This window comes from Streptomyces sp. NPDC006476 (genome assembly GCF_040612015.1).
Taxonomy (GTDB): Bacteria; Actinomycetota; Actinomycetes; order Streptomycetales; family Streptomycetaceae; genus Streptomyces; species Streptomyces griseorubiginosus_B.
Map to the genome: position 1 here is coordinate 362,404 of NZ_JBEXPK010000003.1, position 19,324 is coordinate 381,727.

The following is a 19,324-nucleotide window of genomic DNA, read 5'->3' on the forward strand; positions in this document are numbered from 1 at the left end:
CCCTCTGTCAGGGGGAGTCGTCAGACCGTCAGCCGCTCACCCTGCTCCGGTGCCGAGTGGGCGATGACCTCCGGCGACTCGTCGTGCGTGAGGTCGGGCAGGCGGTTCAGCCACTTCGGCAGGTACCAGTTGCGCTCGCCGAGCAGGGCCATCACCGCCGGGAGCAGCACGCCCCGGATGATCGTCGCGTCGATGAGCACCGCGGCCGCCAGGCCCACGCCCATCTGCTTCATGGACTGCATGGACAGCGTGCCGAAGATCGCGAACACGGCGACCATGATGACCGCGGCGCTGGTGACGACACCGGCCGTGGTGACCACGCCGTGCTGGATCGCGTCCCTCGTCGTGCGCCCCCGCATCCGCGCCTCGCGGATCCGCGAGACCACGAACACGTGGTAGTCCATCGACAGACCGAACAGGATCACGAACAGGAACAGCGGCAGCCAGGTGATGATCGCGCCGACGCCCTCCGCGCCCACCAGCGAGGCGCCCCAGCCGTGCTGGAAGACGGCGACGAGGATGCCGTAAGCGGCGCCCACGGAAAGGAGGTTGAGCACGATCGAGGTGATCGCGATGGTCAGTGAGCGGAACGACAGCAGCATCAGCGCGAAGGCGAAGACCACGACGAACGCGAAGACCGGGACGACGGCGCCGCCGAGCTGGTCGTTGAAGTCCTTCGAACCGGCCACCTGCCCGGTGATCGGGGCCTGGAGGCCGTCCACCTTGCCGAGCGTGGCGGGCCGCACCTCGTCGCGCAGCTTCTCCAGGTTGGCGCCCGCCTTGTCCAGGTCGGAGCCGCCGACCAGGGGGACGTAGACGTAGGCGATGTTCTGCGCGTCGTGCAGGGTGATCTGGACCGGGCCGCGCGAGGCGCCCGAACTGATCGCCCGTGCTTTGAAGTCGGCGAGCGCGGACTTCACCTCGGGAGCGTTGATGTCCTTCGCCTTGACGACCACCTCGGCCGGCTCGGAGCCGCCCGGGAAGGCGTCGTTGACGCGGTTGTACGTCTGCACGATCGGCAGCGAGTCACCGAACTCCTGGTCCAGCGTGAGGTTCTGGGTCTTCATACCGAGGGCGGGGGCAGCCACGGCGAGCAGCGCGCCGGCGGCGACCACCACCGACACCAGCGGCCGCGCGAGCACACCCCTCAGGACCGCTCCCCAGAACCGGCTCTCCCCGCCCGTGCGGGCGGCACGACGCTGCATGGCCTTGGCCAGGAAGGGGACGCGGCCCTTCTCTACCCGCTCGCCCAGCAACGACAGCAGCGCCGGCAGAACGGTCACCGAGCCGACCATGGCGACGGCGACGACCATCAGCGAGGCCAGGCCCATGCCCTCGAACGTGGCGAGCCCGGTGAACAGCATGCCCGCCATCGCCACGCACACCGTGATGCCCGAGACGATGATCGCGCGGCCACTGGTCGCGGCGGCGACCCGCAGGGCCGTGTGCGCGTCGCGTCCCGCGGCCCGCTCCTCGCGCTCGCGGCGCAGATAGAACAGGCAGTAGTCGACGCCCACGGCCAGACCCACCAGCAGCATCACGGAGTTGGCGGTGTCGGTCATCGGCTGGACATGGCTGACGATGCCGATCAGTCCCATCGTCGCCATGATCGCGGTGATCGCCAGCGCGACCGGCAGCAGCGCGGCCACCAGCGCGCCGAAGGCGATCAGCAGGATGCCGAGGGCCACCGGGACCGCGGAGTACTCGGCCTGCTTGAAGTCGTCGCCGAACGCGTCGTCGAACGTCTTCCGCATACTCGCGCCGCCGATCTCCTCGATCCGCAGCGTCTGATGGTCCTTCTGCACCCCGGCGACGGCCTTCAGCACGGGCTCCACCCGGTCACCCGCGGTCTCGGAGTCGCCGCGCATGTCGAACTGGACCAGCGCGCTGCGCCCGTCCTTGGAGATCGTGTCCGTGGTGTACGGCGACTTGACGTCCGAGACCTTGCCGGTCCCGTCGACGGCCTTGACGACGGCGCCGACGGCCGACCTGAATTCGCTGTCGGTGGCCTTGAGCCGGCCGTCCTTCGCCTGGATCAGGACCGTCTCGCTCGCCGGTTCCTTGATCCCCGCGTCATCGATGATCCGGGCGGCGGTGTGCGTCTCGCCCTTCAGCTGGTCGCTGTCCTTCAGATCGACCCGGCCCGCGGCGGAACCGATCCCCATCGCCAGGACGACGAACAGCACCCAGATGCCGACGGCAGCCCATCGGTGGCGGGCGCTCCAGCCGCCGGCCCGGGCGGCTATGCCCCGTACCCGTGTTTCTCGGTTCCCCATGACGGGCTTGCCCCCTTGTGCGCGGTGGCAGCCCCCTGCCGCCACCTTTCGTTACGAAGGTATGGGCGGCGTAAGAGCAACTCGTCGTGCTGCCCGGTGAAGTGCCGTGGCCCGGACTCATCCCCTCGTACCCGGGCGCCTCACCGTTGGGGAGGACAACGGGCCCTTACATCTATCCGGGCTACTCGTGAGTAGTGGTCGGGGTGGCGGGCCGGTGTCCGGTCCGTCGCCATCGCTCCGACTTTGTCATTACGAAAGCTTGTTGAGTAAGTAACAGCTGCGTGTAGGTGTTGCTCACGGCCACGCTCGTCCGTCAGAGTTTCGCGCAGTCCACCCCCGGGTGGACGCCGGCCGTCGTGCCCACCCCCACGGGGCACGACGGCCGCCCTATGGTGTCCGCCATGACGACGACGTATGCGGCGCTGCTGCGCGGGATCAACGTGGGCGGCAAGAAAAAGCTGCCGATGGCCGAGCTGCGGCAGCTGATGGACGGCCTGGGGTACGACCGCGTCCGCACCCATCTGCAGAGCGGTCAGGCCGTCTTCGCCTCGGGCCACGGCGACGAGGAGTCGCTGGCCGCCGAACTCACGGACGCGATCGAGAAGCACTTCGGTTTCTCCGTCGACGTGATCGTCCGCGACCACGCCTATCTGAAGGCGGTCGTCGAAGCCTGCCCCTTCCCGGCCGCCGAGCTGGAGGCCAAGCAACTGCACGTCACCTACTTCTCTGCGCCGGTCGACGCCGCGCGGTTCGCGGAGATCGACCGGGAGGCCTGTCTGCCGGAGGAGTTCCGGCTGGGCGAGCGGGAGCTGTATCTCTACGTGCCGCAGGGGCTGGGCCGCTCCAAGCTCGCCGAAGTGCTCTCCAGGCCCCGGATCACCAAGGGCGTGATCGCCACGACCCGCAACTGGAACACCGTCGTGAAGCTGGTCGAGCTCACGGCAGAGTGACCTTGCGCAGGCCGAGGTAGGGGGCGAGGGAGGGGATCTCGCGGGGCGGGGTCAGACGAGGGTCCTCGAACAGGCGCCGCGCCTCGTCGTCGGTGGCGGCGGCGACCGCGTCCAGCAGGGCGAGCTCGTCCTCGGAAGGGGACCCCGGCTCCTCGACCCCGGCCAGCGGGAGCCAGCCGTCCCACGGGAGGGTCTCGACGCCGCCGTCTCGCTGCTGCGGGCCGCCGGGACGCCGGCCCGGGTGCGCGGGGGCTTCGCCACGTACTTCGTCGACGGCTTCCACGAGGATCACTGGATCACCGAGTACCGTCTGCCGGACGGTCCGGTGAGGCGTGGCGGGCCGTCCGGGCCGGGGCCGCGGATCGGCGACGTCCGGGCTCTCGTGGGACGAGTCCCTGCGGGGTGCCTGGTTCGTCCGGCACAGCCTCGTCCTGGGCCTGGCCTGCCGGGGGGAGCGGCCGGTTGGAGCGTGCGCGCAGGATCCGCAGGATCTCGGTGACGTACCGCGACTCGGCGTCGTGGTGCAGCCGCTCCGGCGGGATCCCGTACCCGAGGGGTTCGCCCTCGCCCCGGTGGATGATCAACCCCCGGACCAGTCGCGCGAGTTCAGCGGGATCACGTGGCAGCACGCCGGTGTCCAGATCACCGGGATCGCTGTACGGCGTCTGCTTCAGCCAGGTGTCCAGCCGGGACGCTCGACCCTGCCCCAGGGGCAAGGTCAAGGGCTGTGCGAGGCTCGTCCCATGCGCTACATCATCATCGGAGCAGGGGCCGTCGGCGGTGCGATCGGCGGGCGGCTCGCCGGTTCGGGGCACGAGGTCGTCCTGGTCGCGCGGGGCGCGCACCTGGCCGCGCTGCGGGAGGGCGGGCTGCGGCTGACGGTGCCCGACGGGCGGTACACCCACCGGCTGCCCGCGGTCGAAGGACCGGGCGAGCTCGGCGAGTTGAGGCCCGACGACGTGCTGGTCCTCGCCGTCAAGGTGCAGGACACCGTGGCCGCGCTGCAGACCTGGGGCCCGGCCCCGGTCGCGGGCGGCGGCACGGCCGCCGAGCGGCTGCCGCTGCTGTGCGCGCAGAACGGCGTGGAGGGCCAGCGACTCGCGCTGCGCGTGTTCCGGAACGTTTACGGGGTCTGCGTCTGGCTGCCGTCCACCTATCTGGAACCGGGTTCCGTCTCCGCCGGCGGCGCCCCGCTGACCGGCATGCTCCACCTCGGCCGCCATCCCCACGGCACCGACGAGACGGCCCGGCTGATCGCCGCCGACCTGGAGAAGTCCCACTTCGAGGCGCCGGTCGTGCCCGACGTGGCGCGGTGGCAGTACGCCAAGCTGCTGACCAATCTCAACAACACCGTCATGGCGGTGAGCGGACCGGCCGAGGGCACCGAAGCGGCGGCGACATTGCGGGCGCGAGTACGAGCCGAGGGCGAGGCAGTGCTCGACGCCGCCCGGATCCCGTACGCCAGCGTCCAGGAGCAGCAGGCGCTGCGCGGCCACAAGGTGGACCTGGTGCCGCTCGAAGGCGCCCCGCGCACGGGCGGTTCCACCTGGCAGTCCCTCGCCCGTGCCACCGGCACCATCGAGGCCGACTACCTCAATGGCGAGATCGGTCTGCTGGGCCGTCTGCACGGCGTCCCGACCCCGCTCAACGACCTGCTCCAGCAGCTCGCCAACACCTTCGCGCGCGAGCGCCGCGCGCCCGGTTCGATGCCGATCGAGGAGCTGGCCCGGCTGGCCGACGACGCTGTCGCGTTTGTTCAAGAGTCCTGAGCGCGCCCTTCCTAGCGTGGGGCGCATGACGTACGACGACCCCGAGCATCTGCACGCGTACATGACCGAATGCGCCGCCGAGGCGGCCCGTGTGGCACGCGGTGTGCCCGCGGACCGGCTCGGCGAGCCCACCCACTGCCCCGACTGGGACGTCCGCGCCCTGGTCAACCACTGGGTCCTCTACACCTCTCACGGCCTGGAGCACCGGGCCCTGCGCAAGCAGCTCCCCGAGGAGCTGAGCGCGCGGGACTTCACCGCCGACCCCGACTGGCCCGCGGCCTACGCCGCCCAGCTGGACCGGGCCGTGGCGGCCTGGGCCGACCCGGCGGTCTGGGAGGGCGAGGTCGACCTGGGGATGGCGAAGATGCCCGCCGTACAGATCGCCTCGATGGTCATCAAGGAGATGGCCGTCCACGGCTGGGACGTCGCCACCGCCACCGGCCAGGAGTACCGCGTCTCGGACGACGCGGCCCGGTTCGTGCTGCACGTGGTCGAGGAGCACGGCGCCCTCTACCGCCAGTACGACGGTTTCGCCGACCCGGTGCCGGTCCCCGACGACGCCCCCGTCTTCGACCGCGCGCTCGCCTCCAGCGGACGCGACCCCCAGCTCGCCCGAGCCTGATTGGGTCAAGGAAACAGTGTGTGATTGGGTCAGGAAACTGGACCAATCCCCGACTACCGTCGACCGCATGACGAACAGTTCTCCCGTCCGCGTCGACTTCTGGTTCGACCCCGCCTGCCCCTTCGCCTGGATCACCTCCCGCTGGCTGACGGAGGTCGAGCGCGAGCGCCCGCTCGACCTCCGCTTCCATGTCATGAGCCTGTATCTGCACAACCTCGGCAACGAACTCCCCGACTGGTACCGGGACCTGGTCGACCGGTCGATCGGTCCGGTGCGGGTCGCCGTGGCCGCGGCGGAACGGCATGGGGAGAAGGTCCTGCGCGATCTCTACACCGCTTTCGGCACCCGTATCCACGAGCGCAAGGCCGAGGACTTCGACGAGGTGATCGCCGAGTCGCTGGCCGAGCTGGGTCTGCCGGCCGATCTCGCCGCCGCCGCGCACGACCCGTCCCACGACGAGGCCGTCCGCCGCAGCCACGAAGCCGGCGTCGAGCCCGAGTCCCGCGGCTATGTCGGCACCCCGACGCTGCACGTCGACGGAACGGTGTGGTTCGGACCCGTGCTCAGGGCCGTTCCACGCGGCGAGCGGGCGGCGGAACTCTTCGACAGTTTCCGGGTCCTGGCCTCCCACCCCGACTTCTTCGAGCTGAAGCGCACCCGGACCGGCTCTCTGCGCTTCGACTGATCCGATGAATCTACCCCGAGGATCGGGGGATCGCGTCAATTTCCGTCCCGTTCATTGACTGGGACACTCAAATGCTCCTACCTTTCCCGGCGTTGGGTACCGGCTTATCCCACGGGAGGGGTACATGCCCACGCACCGAAGAGCCGCCCTGGTCACCCTTGTCACCGCCGTGCTGGCCCTCGGGGTCCCGGGCCTCGTGGCCCCGGCCCAGGCGGCCGCGTCCTTGGACCTCTATGTCTCACCCACCGGTGACGACCATGCCGACGGCAGCGCACGACATCCCGTGCGCACGCTCCAGCACGCCCGGGACCTGGTCCGCGCCAGGACCGCCCACCTGAAGTCCGACCTCACCGTTCACCTCGCCTCCGGCACCTACCGCCAGTCCGGACCCCTGGTCCTCGACGCCCGTGACTCCGGCACGAACGGTCACCGGGTGATCTGGCAGGGCACCGGCGCCACCGTCGTCAGCGGCGGCCGCCAGGTCGTCGGCTGGCACCAGGTCCCTGGCCGCAAGGGACTGTGGGCCGCCCGCGCGCCCCAAGGGCTCACCGACACCCGGCAGTTGTACGTGGACGGGGTGCGCGCCCAGCGGGCCCGCGGGGCCGTGCCGGTCACGCTCACCCAGACCGCGACCGGCTACACCGCCTCCTCGGACACGATCGCCCACTGGAAGCACCCGTCCGACGTCGAGTTCGTCTACACCAGCGGCGAGGCGTTGTGGAACATCGAGCGCAACGGACTCGGCCAGTGGACCGAGCCGCGCTGCCGTATCGCCTCCGCCGAGGGCACCACCATCACCATGGCCCAGCCCTGCTGGGACAACTCCAACAAGCGGGTCGAGTTCCCCGACATCCCCGGCCGCACGGTCAGCATGGTCGGCCCGGGCCATCTGACCAACAACGGTAAGGCCTCGTACGTCGAGAACGCTTACGAACTCCTCGACCAGCCCGGTGAGTGGTACCTCGACAAGACCGCCCGAACCTTTTACTACCTGCCGCGCGAGGGCGAGAACCTCGCCCGCGCCGATGTGGAGGCGGCGGCGGCCGAGAAACTCGTCGACGGACGCGGCACGTCCGACGCGCCGGTGCACGACATCGCCTTCCGTGGCATCCGGTTCAGCTACGCGACCTGGCTGAAGCCCTCGCAGCCCGAGGGCTTCTCCGAGATCCAGGCCGGCTACACCATCACCGGCGACAAGGGCTGGGCCACGCAGGGCCTGTGTCAGTACGTCGAGGGCGGCACCTGCCCCTTCGCCTCCTGGACCAAGATGCCCGGCAACGTGTCCTTCGCGTACGGGCAGCGCATCCAGTTCGCCGACGACGTCTTCGCGCATCTCGGCGCGTCCGGACTGGACCTGGGCACCGGCAGCAAGGACTCTTCCGTCAGCGGGAGTGTCTTCACCGACATCTCCGGCAACGGACTGGAGATCGGGGGAGTGGACGGGCAGACCCCCGCCTCCGGCGTCCAGGTGACGGACAACCACCTCTACGCCCTGCCCCGCGAGTACCACGGCGGAGTGGCCATCCTCAACGGCTACACCCAGCACAACACCATCGCCCACAACCAGATCGACCACGTCGGCTACAGCGCCGTCTCCATGGGCTGGGGCGGCTGGCCCGACAAGATCGGCGACCCGGCCACCCCGAACCCGAGCCACGACAACGCCGTGCGCGACAACCTGATCTTCGACTACATGCAGGGGCTCGACGACGGCGGTGGCATCTACACCCAGGGGCTGACCGGCACCTCCATGGCCGACGGCGAGAAGGTCACCGGAAACGTCATCCACGACCAGTGGGGCCTGGGAAAGAACGTCTACACCGACAACGGCTGCACCTACGAGACCGTCGAGGGAAACGTCCTCTACCACGCCTCCTACGCCAACGTCGCCTCCCGGCACACCGACTACCGCGACGCCCTGGGCAACAACGACCCGACCCTCGTCAAGGACAACTGGTGGGAGGAGGGCACGGCCGACAGCGACAACAAGGGGCTGGTGACGACCGGAAACCACATCATGAGCGCGCTGTCCGACGTGCCGTCGGCGATCCTCGCCGACGCGGGTCTCGAGCCCGCCTACCGGGGCTTGCTGAGCCGCCGTGTCGGGGCCCCGTCCGTGCCGGAGGCGCCGACCCGCGTCGGCACGAGCACCGCGGGCGCGGACGCGCTGTACGTCACCTTCAATCCGGCCTTCGTGGACAACGGTTCACCGGTGACGTCGTACACGGCACGGGCGTACGACGCGACGGGCAAGCAGGTCGCCCAACAGGGTGTCTCCGCAGCCGAGTTCAAACGGACGGCGCTGGTGCGGATCGGTGGACTGCCGTCGTCCGGCGGGCCGTTCACGGTGACGGTCACCGCGAGCAACGCCCGCGGCAGCAGCGAGCCGTCCCTCGCCTCACTGCCGCTGGCGCCCACCCCGGCGACCGCCCTGCCGGGCGCGCCCACCGGCCCCAAGCTGCGCACGTCGGCCACGGCGGCCACCCTCGCCTGGACCCCGCCGACCGCGACCGGGGACGCCAAGGTGGTCGGCTATCGGGTGACCGTCTCCGACGGACGTGACCCGATCGAGGTCACCGGCCGGGACGTCCTGGTCACTCAGCCCTCCGCCAAGGGCATGTTCCGGGTCGTCGGCGGACTGAGGCCGGGCACGTCCTACACGGTCACCGTCGCCACGGTGACGGCGGCCGGGGTCGGCCCCGCGGCCACGGTGACGGCCACGACGACGTCCTGAGCCGACTGTCCCGAGTCACGGCCGGCCACGACGGCCACCGTGACTCGGGACCAGGCCCGCCCGTCGTCACCCCCGCGCCGACCAACGGCAGTTCGGCGATCGCCGATAGGCTCCCCTTCATGACCACCACCGAGGACTGGTCCAACACCCGCCTGTGGGTGGAGCGGAGTCTGCGGGCGGGGGAGCGCATCCGGGACGTCGGCGCGCTGCGGGGTGGCTGGACGTCGAGGATGCGGCGGCTGGAGATCGACGGCCCCGGTGAGCCGTACACGCTCGTGCTGCGGTCCTTCGTCAAACCCTTCTATCTCAGGGCCGCTTCGGGACTGCTCACCCGCGAGGCCGACATCCTCCGTCTCCTCGCCCCGACGAGCGTCCCGGCCGCCCGGCTGCACGCCGTCGACGCGGCGGCGGAGCACTGCGACCATCCGTCGCTGGTGATGTCGCTGCTGCCGGGGGGCCTGCGGCTGGACGACGATGACGACGAGGACGTGGAGCGCAGAAGCCGGCTGCTCGCCCGGCAGTTGGCGGCCATCCACGGGCTGCGGGTGCCGGAGGCGGACCGGCCGCGGACGTACGAGGCGTGGACCGCACCGGATCGGGTGCGGATTCCCGAGAACACCTCGCGGCCGGAGCTGTGGCGCCGGGCCGTGGACGTGATCCGGCGTCCCGCTCCCGACCACCGACCGTGTTTCCTGCACCGTGACTTCCATCCCGGAAATGTTCTCTTCACCGGGTCCGGAAGGGATCTCGCCGTCACGGGTGTCGTCGACTGGGTGGAGACGTCCTGGGGGCCGGCCGACCTCGACGTGGCGCACTGCTCGTCCGCGCTCACCCTGCTGCACGGTGCGGACGCCGGCCTGCGCTTCGCCGACCACTACCAGGCCGCCGGCGGCACCCTCACCGACGATCCGGAGGCCCGCCGCTACTGGCGCGTCCTGGACGCCCTCGGCTTCGCCCCCGACGCCGAGAAGGTCGCCGTGCCCTGGCGGGAACTCGGCCGCACGGACCTGACGCCGGCCGTGCTCGCCCGACGCCTGGAGGACTATCTGCTGGCCTTGCTCGCCTAGGCGCCGATCGCGGCCAGTCGGGGCATCCGCGCCCCGTCGTACCGCTCCAGCAGCACCCGTGCCACCTCCGGCGCCGGACCCAGCACGTCGGCCAGGACGTCCGCCTCGCTCGCACCCCGGGCGATACGGTCCGGGAGGAAACCGGGGGCCAGGACGTACGGAGCGACGGCCACCCGCTCGCAGCCGAGCGCCCGCAACTCCCGTACCGCGTCCTCGGTCCGGGGGAGGGACGCGGAGGCGAACGCAGGTCGCACGGCGCACCAACCGGTGTGCCGCCACTCCCGCGCGATGTCAGCGATCACTGCGATCGCCTCCGGGTCGGAGGACCCCGCCGAGGCCAGGACGACCCCGGTCGAGGACTTGTCGGCGGGCGTCAGCCCCGCCTCGTACAGACGCCGTTCGAGGGCTTGCAGGAGAAGCGGGGACGGGCCGAGCACGTCCGCCTGCCGGATGCGCAGCTGCGGCGGCGCGTCGCGCAGCACCGCCGGGATGTCGGCCTTCGCGTGGAAGGCCCGGGTCAGGAGGAGGGGGAGGGCGACGACGTCAGGGACGCCCTCCGCCGCCAGGGACTCCAACACCCCGTGCACGGATGGGACGTTGAAGTCCAGGAAGCCCGTCTCCACGCGCAGCCCGGGCCGCAGCGACCGTACCCGGCGCACCAGGGCGTGCACGGTCGCCGCGTGCCGCGGATCGCGGCTGCCGTGGGCGATGACGAGGAGAACGGGCTTGTCGTACACGGGCGTTCAGCTCTTCACGAGAAGGCCGCGGCTGCGCAGCACCCAGCGCTCCAGCGGGCTGAAGATCAGCAGGTCGATGGCGATGCCGACGAACAGGATCAGGATGATGGCCTCGAACACCATGGCCATGTCGCTGTTGGTGCGCGCGTTCTCCAGCAACTGGCCCAGGCCCACGCCGAGATCGGGGAAGCTCGCGATGATCTCCGCCGCCATCAGGGAGCGCCAGGAGAACGCCCAGCCCTGCTTCAGACCCGCCACATAGCCGGGCATCGCGGCCGGCAGGACGACGTGCCAGATGCCCTTCACGCCCGTCGCGCCCATCGTGCGGCCCGCCCGCAGGAACAGCGGCGGCACCTGGTCGACGCCGGACACCAGGCCGTTGGCGATCGAGGGGACCGCGCCGAGCAGGATGACGGCGTACATCATCGAGTTGTTCAGTCCCAGCCAGATCACGGCCGGCGGCACCCACGCCACCGACGGCAGCGACTGCAGCCCGGACAGGATCGGACCGATCGCCGCCCGCACGAACCTCACCCGCGCCACCAGCAGACCCAGCGGGGTGCCGATCAGCAACGCGAAGAAGAAGCCCAGCAAACCGCGCGAGACGCTGGTCCAGATGTAACCGAGCAGATCACCCTTCAGCCAGGCGTCCTTGAACTCGTCGGCCACCGCACCGGGCGAGGGCAGCTTGGTCGGGTCGTCGACGATCGGGTACAGGACGAACCAGGCGGCCAGCACCACGCCGAGGGCGATGAGCGGCGGCAGGATCTTGTTGACGAGGGTCTGCCGGAGCGTCGGGCGGCCGAGGGCCGCGGTCTCCAGTGCGTCCAGGCCGGCCTCGACGCTCCCGGCGTCCTGGGCCGGTGTCGTCTCAGTGCTGGCCATGACGGCGGATCTCCCCACGTAGTACATCGGTGATCTCAAGGGACAGTTCGGCCACGGGCGCGTCCTCGATGCGCCGCGGCTGCGGGATGTCGACCGCCCACTCGCGGGCGATCCGGCCCGGACGCGACGACAGCAGCACCACCCGCTGGGCCAGCCGCACCGCCTCGCGCACGTTGTGCGTCACGAACAGGACGGACACGCCCGTCTCCGCCCAGATCCGGGTCAGTTCGTCGTGCAGCACGTCCCGGGTGATGGCGTCGAGCGCGGAGAACGGCTCGTCCATCAGCAGCAGGTTGCTCTCCTGGGCCAGCGCCCGCGCCAGCGCCGCGCGCTGGCGCATACCGCCGGAGAGTTCGTGGACGCGCTTGCCGTACGCGCCCTGCAGCCGGACCAGTTCGAGCAGGCGCTCCGCCTTCTCGCGGCGGTCGGCCTTGGCGACTCCCCTCAGCTTGAGGGCGAGTTCGATGTTCTTGCCCGCGGTGAGCCACGGGAACAGGGCGTGCTCCTGGAACATCAGGGCGGGGCGCCCGTCCGTCGTGATGGAGCCCGCGCTGGGCGCGTCCAGCCCCGCCACCAGGTTCAGCAGCGTGGACTTTCCGCAGCCCGAGGCTCCCAGGAGGGTGACGAACTCACCCGGCGCGACATCGATGCTGATGTCGTCCAGGACGAGCTGCTGCCCACCGGGTGTCGCGAAGGACTTCGAGACGTGCTCGAGGCGTGCCGCGTACTCGACGGACTCGTCGGCCTTGGCGAGCGTCGTGGTCGTGGCCATGGTCGTCACCTCCTGGGAACAGTTCGGGGCGTGCGTCAGCTGGTGCCGAGACCGGCGGCGTCGACCGTGGGCTCACCCTCGGCCGTGAGGACCTTGTTGAGGATGGTCAGGTCGTAGATGCCCTTGAGGTCGGGCTTCGCCAGCAGACCGGCCTTGACGGCGTGCTCCGCCTCCGTGTTGAGGGTGGAGGCCAGCGGGTCGTCGGTGAACTGGATCGACTTCCACGCCGGGTCCAGGACGTTCGGCTTGAGCGCCTTGCCGGAGTCCGCCTCCAGCTGCTTGTTGGCCGCCGCCTTCGCCTGGTCCGGGTTGGCGTTGATCCACTTGTTGGCCTCGACGGCGGCCTTCAGTACCGCCTCGACGGCCTTCGGGTGCTCCTTGAGGAACTGCTGGCGGACGATGATGTTCGTGATCACGAACTTCTTGTCGGGCCACAGCGAGGCCTCGTCCAGCAGGACCTTGCCGCCCTCGGCCACCAGCTTCGACGCGGTCGGCTCCGGCACCCAGGCGCCGTCGATCGAACCGGCCTTGAAGGCGTCCGGCGTGATCTTGTTGTCCGTGCGGACGACCGTGACGTCGCCCTTGCCGCTCTGCGCGTCGACCTTCCAGCCCTGGTCCGCGGCCCAGTTGAGGAACGCCACGTCCTGCGTGTTGCCCAACTGGGGCGTCGCGATCTTCTTGCCCTTGACGTCCTTCAGGGACGTGATCTTCTTCGGGTTCACGACCAGCTTCACACCACCGGACGCCGAACCACCAATGATCTTCAGGCTCTTGCCGTTGGACTTGGTGTAGCCGTTGATCGCCGGGGAGGGGCCGATCCAGCCGATGTCGATGGAGCCGGAGTTGAGCGCCTCGATCTCGGACGGGCCGGCGTTGAAGGTCGCGTAGTCGGCCTTGGTGGCGCCGAGTTCCTTCTGGAACAGGCCCTGCTCACGGGCGACCAGCGCGGTGCCGTGGGTCAGGTTGCCGAAGTAACCGATCTTCACGGAGTCCAGACCGTCGATCTTCGACGAACCGGCGGAGACCTTCTGCTTGGAGGAGGAGTCGCTCTTGCTGGAGTCGGACCCGTAGCCGCAGGCGGCGAGAGTGAGAAGGGGAAGGGCGGCGACCACGGCGGCTCCGCGGCGCAGGAAGGTGGAGCGGTTGACAGGCACGGGAGGCTTTCCTCTCGTTGGCCCGGCGGTCACGGTCTCTCAGGTCGTGGCCGGGAGTTCGGCGGGGGTCTTCGTCGCTTCCGGGACGTCGGGTGGGGGGACGGGGCGCGCAGGCAGTGCGCGTACGTCAGCGCACACATCGCGCCACTCCGCCCTGCCCGCTGCCGAGGGCGCCGCTGCCGACGCGGCCGCCCTCCTTGGCGAACGTGGAGTAGAAATCGGGGGAGTTCATCTCAGAAGTCCCACCCGTCGTCCTCGGCCTCGTCCTTGACGGGCTCGGGGGAGGCGAACGACTCGCCGACCATGCCCGCGGTGAGCGTGGTCCCGTCGCTGGGGTCGATCAGGATGAACGAACCCGTGCGGCGCGAGTCGGCGTAGGAGTCCACCGGCAGCGGCTCCGCGGTGCGGATCTTCACGCGGCCGATGTCGTTGGCGACGAGCTGTCCCGGGTGCGGGTGCAGGGACAGGTCGTCGAGCGTGAGCCGGGAGGGGATGTCCTTGACGATCGCCTTCACGGTGCGGGTGCCGTGCTTGAGGAGCACGCGGTGGCCGACGGTCAGCGGGGCGTCGGCGACGTGGCAGACGGTCGCCTCGATGTCCTGCGTGGTGGGCGGAGCGTCCTTGCTGGGCACGATCAGGTCGCCGCGCGAGATGTCGATGTCGTCCTCCAGCAGGATCGTCACCGACTGGGTGGTCCAGGCGACGTCGACCGGCTCACCGAGCAGGTCGATGCCGGAGATCCGGGAGGCGTGGCCCGAGGGCAGCACGGTGACCGCCTCGCCGACGTGGAAGGAACCGGCGGCGATCTGGCCGGCGTAACCGCGGTAGTCGGGGTGCTCGGCGGTCTGCGGCCGGATCACGTACTGCACCGGAAGCCGGGCGTGGCAGTGGCTGAGGTCGTGGCTCACGGGAACGGTTTCGAGGTGTTCCAGGACCGTCGGGCCGCCGTACCAGTCCATGTTCGCCGACGGCTCCACCACGTTGTCGCCGGCCAGCGCGGAGATCGGGATCGCGGTGACCTGGGGGACGCCGAGCTCGGTCGCGTAGGCCGTGAACTCCTCGGCGATCGCGGCGAAGACGGATTCCCGGTAGTCGACCAGGTCCATCTTGTTGACCGCGAGGACCACGTGCGGCACGCGCAGGAGCGCGGCGATCGCCGCGTGCCGGCGGGTCTGCTCGACCACGCCGTTGCGGGCGTCCACGAGGATCACCGTCAGCTCGGCCGTCGAGGCGCCGGTGACCATGTTGCGGGTGTACTGCACATGGCCCGGGGTGTCGGCGAGGATGAACCGCCGCTTCGGCGTGGCGAAGTAGCGGTAGGCCACGTCGATGGTGATGCCCTGCTCGCGCTCGGCCCGCAGACCGTCCGTCAGCAGTGCGAGGTCCGGGGCCTCCTGGCCGCGGTTGCGGGAGGCGTGCTCGACGGCCTCCAGCTGGTCGGTCAGCACCGACTTGGAGTCGTGCAGCAGCCGTCCGACGAGCGTGGACTTGCCGTCGTCGACCGAACCGGCCGTCGCGAACCGCAGCAGGGTGGTCTCGGAGAGCTCCGTGGTCGTGGTCATCCTAGAAGTACCCCTCGCGCTTGCGGTCTTCCATCGCGGCCTCGGACAGCTTGTCGTCGGCGCGGGTGGCGCCCCGCTCGGTCAGCCGGGACGCGGCGATCTCCGTGATGACCTGCTCCAGCGTCACCGCGTCGGAGTCGACGGCACCGGTGCAGGACATGTCACCGACGGTCCGGTAGCGCACGAGCCGCTTCTCGACCTTCTCGCCGTCCTTCGGGCCGCCCCACTCGCCGGCGGTCAGCCACATGCCGTTGCGGTTGAACACCTCACGCTCGTGCGCGAAGTAGATCTCCGGCAGCTCGATGCCTTCGCGGGCGATGTACTGCCACACGTCCAGCTCGGTCCAGTTGGACAGCGGGAACACCCGCACATGCTCGCCGGGCGCGTGCCGGCCGTTGTAGAGGTTCCACAGCTCGGGGCGCTGGCGGCGCGGGTCCCACTGCGAGAACTCGTCCCGCAGCGAGAACACCCGCTCCTTCGCGCGGGCCTTCTCCTCGTCCCGGCGCCCGCCGCCGAAGACCGCGTCGAACTTCTCCGCCTGGATCTTCTCCGTCAGCGGCAGGGTCTGCAGCGGGTTACGGGTGCCGTCCGGACGCTCCTTGAGCACACCCCGGTCGATGTAGTCCTGTACGGAGGCCACATGGAGGCGCAGCCCATGTGCGGCCACCACACGGTCCCGGTACTCGAGGACCTCGGGGAAGTTGTGTCCGGTGTCCACGTGCAGCAGCGAGAAGGGCACGGCGGCCGGCGCGAAGGCCTTCAGCGCCAGGTGCAGCATGAGGATGGAGTCCTTGCCGCCGGAGAAGAGGATCACCGGCCGCTCGAACTCGCCCGCCACCTCACGGAAGATGTGCACCGCCTCCGACTCCAGCGCGTCCAGGTGGGACAGCGCGTACGGGGCGTCCGTCCCCTCGTGCACGGATGCGACGGTCGTCATGCCAGTCCCCTCTCGGTGAGCAGCGCGTGGACCGCGGCCGCGGACTCCTGCACGGTCTGGTGCTGGGACTCGATGCGCAGATCCGGCGACTCGGGCTCCTCGTAGGGGTCGTCCACACCCGTCAGCCCGGTCAGTTCACCCGCCGCCTGCTTGGCGTACAGACCCTTCACATCGCGTACGGAGCACACCTCGACCGGGGTCGCCACATGCACCTCGATGTACGGCGCCCCGCTCTCCTGGTGCCGCTTGCGCACCGCGTCACGGCTGTCGGCGTAGGGCGCGATGACCGGGACCAGCGCCTTGACGCCGTTGCGGGCGAGGAGTTCGGCGAGGAAACCGATGCGCTGCACGTTGGTGTGCCGGTCCTCGCGGCTGAAGCCGAGGCCCGCGGAGATGAACTCGCGGATCTCGTCGCCGTCGAGCACCTCGACGCGATGGCCCTCGGCGCGCAGCCGGCCGGCCAGTTCGTACGCGATGGTGGTCTTGCCGGCACTCGGCAGACCCGTGAGCCAGACGGTGGCTCCGGTCGTCACCTGCAACTCCTCGGTCGTCGTCATTCGTGCAGCCCGCACTCGGTCTTGGCCCGGCCCGCCCAGCGGCCGGCCCGCGCGTCCTCGCCCTCGAGCACCCGGCGGGTGCAGGGGGCGCAGCCGACGGAGGCGTAGCCGTCCATCAGCAACGGGTTGGTCAGGACGCCGTGTTCGCTCACATAGGCGTCCACGTCGTCCTGGCTCCAGCGGGCGATGGGGGAGATCTTGACCTTCTGCCGCTTCTCGTCCCAGCCGACGACCGGGGTGTTCGCACGGGTCGGGGACTCGTCACGGCGCAGGCCGGTCGCCCAGGCCGTGTAGTTCCTCAGACCCTGCTCCAGCGGCTGGACCTTGCGCAGCTTGCAGCACAGGTCGGGGTCGCGGTCGTGCAGCTTCGGGCCGTACTCCGCGTCCTGCTCGGCGACCGTCTGGCGCGGGGTGAGGGTGATGACGTTGACGTCCATCACGGCCTCGACCGCGTCACGGGTGCCGATGGTCTCCTCGAAGTGGTAACCGGTGTCGAGGAACACGACGTCGACGCCGGGCATCGCGCGGGAGGCGAGGTGGGCGACCACCGCGTCCTCCATCGAGGAGGTCACGCAGAAACGCTTGCCGAAGGTCTCCGCCGCCCACTGGAGGATCTCCAGCGCGGAGGCGTCCTCCAGATCGCGGCCCGCCTGCTCGGCGAGCGCCTTGAGCTCCTCGGTCGTACGGTCTTGCGTCACGGCGTTCATATCTCGTCTCCCGCTGCCTCGGAGTGCTGAAGGCCCCGGGCGAGCAGCCCGAGGAACTTCAACTGGAAGGCCCGGTTGCACGCCGCGCATTCCCAGGCGCCGTGGCCCTGCTCGGCCGGACGCAGGTCCTCGTCGCCGCAGTAGGGGCAGTAGAAGGGGGCCGCCCGCTCGCTCACGACAGGGCCTCCTCGGAGGCGCGTGCGGCCCAGGCGGCGAACCGCTCGCCGTCCTCGCGCTCGTCCTGGAACCGCTTCAGAACGCGCTCGACGTAGTCGGGCAGCTCCTCGGCGGTGACCTTCAGGCCGCGCACCTTGCGTCCGAACCCGGCCTCCAGGCCGAGCGCGCCACCGAGGTGCACCTGGTACCCCTCGACCTGGTTGCCGTCCTTGTCGAGGACCAACTGCCCCTTGAGACCGATGTCCGCCACCTGGATACGGGCGCAGGCGTTCGGGCAGCCGTTGAGGTTGATGGTGATCGGCTCGTCGAACTCCGGGATGCGGCGCTCGAGTTCGTCGATCAGCAGGGAGCCGCGGGCCTTGGTCTCGACGATCGCCAGCTTGCAGTACTCGATGCCGGTGCAGGCCATGGTGCCACGCCGGAAGGGCGACGGCTTGGCCGTCAGGTCCAGCGCTTCGAGCGCCTCGACCAGCGGCTCCACCTGCTCCTCCTCGACGTCGAGGACGATCATCTTCTGCTCGACGGTGGTGCGTACCCGGCCCGAGCCGTGGGCCTCCGCCAGGTCGGCGATCTTGGTGAGCGTGGTGCCGTCGACACGGCCGACGCGCGGTGCGAAACCGACGTAGTAACGGCCGTCCTTCTGCCGGTGCACACCGACGTGGTCACGCCAGCGCTGCAGTGGCTCGGCGGGCGCCGGACCGTCGACCAGTGCGCGCTTGAGGTACTGCTCCTCCAGCACCTGGCGGAACTTCTCCGCGCCCCAGTCGGCGACCAGGAACTTCAGCCGGGCCCTGGTCCGCAGGCGCCGGTACCCGTAGTCGCGGAAGATCCCGACGACGCCCGCCCAGACCTCCGGGACCTCCTCCAGCGGCACCCAGGCGCCGAGCCGGACGCCGATCTTCGGGTTGGTGGACAGGCCGCCGCCGACCCAGAGGTCGAACCCGGGGCCGTGCTCGGGGTGTTCGACGCCCACGAAGGCGACGTCGTTGATCTCGTGGACCACGTCGAGGAGCGGGGAACCGGAGATCGCCGTCTTGAACTTGCGCGGCAGGTTGGAGAACTCCTTGCTGCCGATGTAACGGTCGTGGATCTCGTCGACCGCCCAGGTGCCGTCGATGATCTCGTCCTCGGCGATGCCGGCGACCGGTGAGCCGATGACGACACGCGGGCAGTCGCCGCACGCCTCGGTGGTCGACAGTCCGACCGCCTCCAGGCGGTTCCAGATCTCCGGCACGTCCTCGATGCGGATCCAGTGCAGCTGGATGTTCTGCCGGTCCGTGATGTCCGCGCTGCCCCGCGCGAACTCCTCGGAGATCCCGCCGATCACCCGCAGCTGCTGGGTGGTGAGGCGGCCGCCGTCGATCCGCACCCGCAGCATGAAGTACTTGTCGTCCAGCTCCTCCGGCTCCAGGATCGCGGTCTTGCCGCCGTCGATCCCGGGCTTGCGCTGGGTGTACAGGCCCCACCAGCGCATCCGCCCGCGCAGGTCGTTCGGGTCGATGGAGTCGAAGCCCCGCTTGGAGTAGATCGTCTCAATGCGTGTCCGCACATTGAGACCGTCGTCGTCCTTCTTGAACTGCTCGTTGCCGTTGAGGGGGGTGTAGTGCCCCATCGCCCACTGGCCCTCACCGCGGTGACGGCTCACCTTGCGGCGGACTGGCGCGGCGGCGGGCTTCTGCGGGGTGGCGGCCATGGTGGTTACGTCCTTCGGGACAGGCGGTAATTCGGCTCTG

19 protein-coding genes are annotated in these 19,324 nt (G+C 70.1%); 6 read left to right on the top strand and 13 right to left on the bottom strand.

The window, feature by feature from the left end; translation table 11 throughout:
• Positions 1 to 20 precede the first annotated feature (20 nt).
• On the bottom strand, positions 21 to 2,276 hold the full coding sequence (locus tag ABZZ74_RS05570; RefSeq protein WP_356762021.1) for an MMPL family transporter: 2,256 nt from the start codon (positions 2,274 to 2,276) through the stop codon (positions 21 to 23).
• 401 nt (positions 2,277 to 2,677) lie between these two features.
• Between ABZZ74_RS05570 and ABZZ74_RS05575 the strand changes: the two genes are divergently transcribed.
• A complete protein-coding gene (locus tag ABZZ74_RS05575; RefSeq protein ID WP_356762022.1) occupies positions 2,678 to 3,226 on the top strand; it encodes a DUF1697 domain-containing protein in 549 nt (182 codons plus the stop codon).
• Here the strand turns inward: ABZZ74_RS05575 and ABZZ74_RS05580 are convergent.
• Positions 3,213 to 3,509: a hypothetical protein gene (locus ABZZ74_RS05580; protein WP_356762023.1), complete on the bottom strand. Its 297-nt coding sequence runs from the start codon at positions 3,507 to 3,509 to the stop codon at positions 3,213 to 3,215. The genes ABZZ74_RS05575 and ABZZ74_RS05580 overlap by 14 nt on opposite strands.
• A 13-nt stretch (positions 3,510 to 3,522) precedes the next feature.
• Positions 3,523 to 3,948 carry a hypothetical protein gene (locus tag ABZZ74_RS05585; RefSeq protein WP_356762024.1) on the bottom strand — a complete coding sequence of 142 codons (426 nt, stop codon included), beginning with the start codon at positions 3,946 to 3,948 and terminating at the stop codon, positions 3,523 to 3,525.
• Between the two features lie 21 nt (positions 3,949 to 3,969).
• Between ABZZ74_RS05585 and ABZZ74_RS05590 the strand changes: the two genes are divergently transcribed.
• From ABZZ74_RS05590 to ABZZ74_RS05610, 5 genes are all read left to right on the top strand, one after another.
• A complete protein-coding gene (locus ABZZ74_RS05590) occupies positions 3,970 to 4,995 on the top strand; it encodes a 2-dehydropantoate 2-reductase N-terminal domain-containing protein (RefSeq protein ID WP_356762025.1) in 1,026 nt (341 codons plus the stop codon).
• A gap of 25 nt (positions 4,996 to 5,020) precedes the next feature.
• Entirely contained in the window at positions 5,021 to 5,617 is a 597-nt protein-coding gene (locus ABZZ74_RS05595) for a TIGR03086 family metal-binding protein (RefSeq protein ID WP_356762026.1), read from the top strand.
• Positions 5,618 to 5,684: 67 nt separating this feature from the next.
• Entirely contained in the window at positions 5,685 to 6,302 is a 618-nt protein-coding gene (locus ABZZ74_RS05600) for a DsbA family protein (RefSeq protein WP_356762027.1), read from the top strand.
• 124 nt (positions 6,303 to 6,426) lie between these two features.
• A complete protein-coding gene (locus ABZZ74_RS05605; RefSeq protein ID WP_356762028.1) occupies positions 6,427 to 9,036 on the top strand; it encodes a fibronectin type III domain-containing protein in 2,610 nt (869 codons plus the stop codon).
• A gap of 119 nt (positions 9,037 to 9,155) precedes the next feature.
• Positions 9,156 to 10,103, top strand: a complete 948-nt coding sequence (locus ABZZ74_RS05610; protein ID WP_356762029.1) for an aminoglycoside phosphotransferase family protein — start codon at positions 9,156 to 9,158, stop codon at positions 10,101 to 10,103.
• Here the strand turns inward: ABZZ74_RS05610 and ABZZ74_RS05615 are convergent.
• The 10 genes from ABZZ74_RS05615 to ABZZ74_RS05660 form a co-directional block, all read right to left on the bottom strand.
• A complete protein-coding gene (locus ABZZ74_RS05615) occupies positions 10,100 to 10,840 on the bottom strand; it encodes a sirohydrochlorin chelatase (protein WP_356762030.1) in 741 nt (246 codons plus the stop codon). The genes ABZZ74_RS05610 and ABZZ74_RS05615 overlap by 4 nt on opposite strands.
• Positions 10,841 to 10,846: 6 nt before the next feature.
• On the bottom strand, positions 10,847 to 11,725 hold the full coding sequence (locus ABZZ74_RS05620) for an ABC transporter permease (protein WP_356762031.1): 879 nt from the start codon (positions 11,723 to 11,725) through the stop codon (positions 10,847 to 10,849).
• The gene (locus ABZZ74_RS05625; protein WP_356762032.1) at positions 11,712 to 12,497 is read right to left on the bottom strand and encodes an ABC transporter ATP-binding protein; all 786 of its coding nucleotides are present in this window, start codon (positions 12,495 to 12,497) and stop codon (positions 11,712 to 11,714) included. Before ABZZ74_RS05625 ends, ABZZ74_RS05620 begins: the two co-directional genes overlap by 14 nt.
• A gap of 35 nt (positions 12,498 to 12,532) precedes the next feature.
• A complete protein-coding gene (locus ABZZ74_RS05630; protein WP_356762033.1) occupies positions 12,533 to 13,651 on the bottom strand; it encodes an aliphatic sulfonate ABC transporter substrate-binding protein in 1,119 nt (372 codons plus the stop codon).
• A gap of 233 nt (positions 13,652 to 13,884) precedes the next feature.
• Positions 13,885 to 15,213 (bottom strand): GTP-binding protein, encoded by a 1,329-nt coding sequence (locus ABZZ74_RS05635; RefSeq protein WP_356762034.1) that lies wholly within the window; start codon positions 15,211 to 15,213, stop codon positions 13,885 to 13,887.
• A gap of 1 nt (position 15,214) precedes the next feature.
• Complete coding sequence (gene cysD / locus ABZZ74_RS05640) at positions 15,215 to 16,150, bottom strand: sulfate adenylyltransferase subunit CysD (RefSeq protein ID WP_356762035.1); 936 nt, start codon at positions 16,148 to 16,150, stop codon at positions 15,215 to 15,217.
• Entirely contained in the window at positions 16,147 to 16,683 is a 537-nt protein-coding gene (cysC, locus tag ABZZ74_RS05645; protein ID WP_208779489.1) for an adenylyl-sulfate kinase, read from the bottom strand. The genes cysD and cysC overlap by 4 nt, the downstream gene beginning before the upstream one ends.
• A gap of 20 nt (positions 16,684 to 16,703) precedes the next feature.
• On the bottom strand, positions 16,704 to 17,414 hold the full coding sequence (locus ABZZ74_RS05650; RefSeq protein WP_356762036.1) for a phosphoadenylyl-sulfate reductase: 711 nt from the start codon (positions 17,412 to 17,414) through the stop codon (positions 16,704 to 16,706).
• The gene (locus tag ABZZ74_RS05655; RefSeq protein WP_133041655.1) at positions 17,411 to 17,590 is read right to left on the bottom strand and encodes a hypothetical protein; all 180 of its coding nucleotides are present in this window, start codon (positions 17,588 to 17,590) and stop codon (positions 17,411 to 17,413) included. Before ABZZ74_RS05655 ends, ABZZ74_RS05650 begins: the two co-directional genes overlap by 4 nt.
• Positions 17,587 to 19,284, bottom strand: a complete 1,698-nt coding sequence (locus tag ABZZ74_RS05660; protein WP_356762037.1) for a nitrite/sulfite reductase — start codon at positions 19,282 to 19,284, stop codon at positions 17,587 to 17,589. Before ABZZ74_RS05660 ends, ABZZ74_RS05655 begins: the two co-directional genes overlap by 4 nt.
• Positions 19,285 to 19,324 lie beyond the last annotated feature (40 nt).

Bases quoted from the DNA above. Each gene is read 5' to 3' on its own strand.
- ABZZ74_RS05570 (WP_356762021.1), bottom strand. From the start codon at position 2,276: ATGGGGAACCGAGAAACACGGGTACGGGGCATAGCCGCCCGGGCCGGC.
- ABZZ74_RS05575 (WP_356762022.1), top strand. From the start codon at position 2,678: ATGACGACGACGTATGCGGCGCTGCTGCGCGGGATCAACGTGGGCGGC.
- ABZZ74_RS05590 (WP_356762025.1), top strand. From the start codon at position 3,970: ATGCGCTACATCATCATCGGAGCAGGGGCCGTCGGCGGTGCGATCGGC.
- ABZZ74_RS05595 (WP_356762026.1), top strand. From the start codon at position 5,021: ATGACGTACGACGACCCCGAGCATCTGCACGCGTACATGACCGAATGC.
- ABZZ74_RS05600 (WP_356762027.1), top strand. From the start codon at position 5,685: ATGACGAACAGTTCTCCCGTCCGCGTCGACTTCTGGTTCGACCCCGCC.
- ABZZ74_RS05605 (WP_356762028.1), top strand. From the start codon at position 6,427: ATGCCCACGCACCGAAGAGCCGCCCTGGTCACCCTTGTCACCGCCGTG.
- ABZZ74_RS05610 (WP_356762029.1), top strand. From the start codon at position 9,156: ATGACCACCACCGAGGACTGGTCCAACACCCGCCTGTGGGTGGAGCGG.
- ABZZ74_RS05620 (WP_356762031.1), bottom strand. From the start codon at position 11,725: ATGGCCAGCACTGAGACGACACCGGCCCAGGACGCCGGGAGCGTCGAG.
- ABZZ74_RS05625 (WP_356762032.1), bottom strand. From the start codon at position 12,497: ATGGCCACGACCACGACGCTCGCCAAGGCCGACGAGTCCGTCGAGTAC.
- ABZZ74_RS05635 (WP_356762034.1), bottom strand. From the start codon at position 15,213: ATGACCACGACCACGGAGCTCTCCGAGACCACCCTGCTGCGGTTCGCG.
- cysD (WP_356762035.1), bottom strand. From the start codon at position 16,150: ATGACGACCGTCGCATCCGTGCACGAGGGGACGGACGCCCCGTACGCG.
- ABZZ74_RS05650 (WP_356762036.1), bottom strand. From the start codon at position 17,414: ATGAACGCCGTGACGCAAGACCGTACGACCGAGGAGCTCAAGGCGCTC.
- ABZZ74_RS05660 (WP_356762037.1), bottom strand. From the start codon at position 19,284: ATGGCCGCCACCCCGCAGAAGCCCGCCGCCGCGCCAGTCCGCCGCAAG.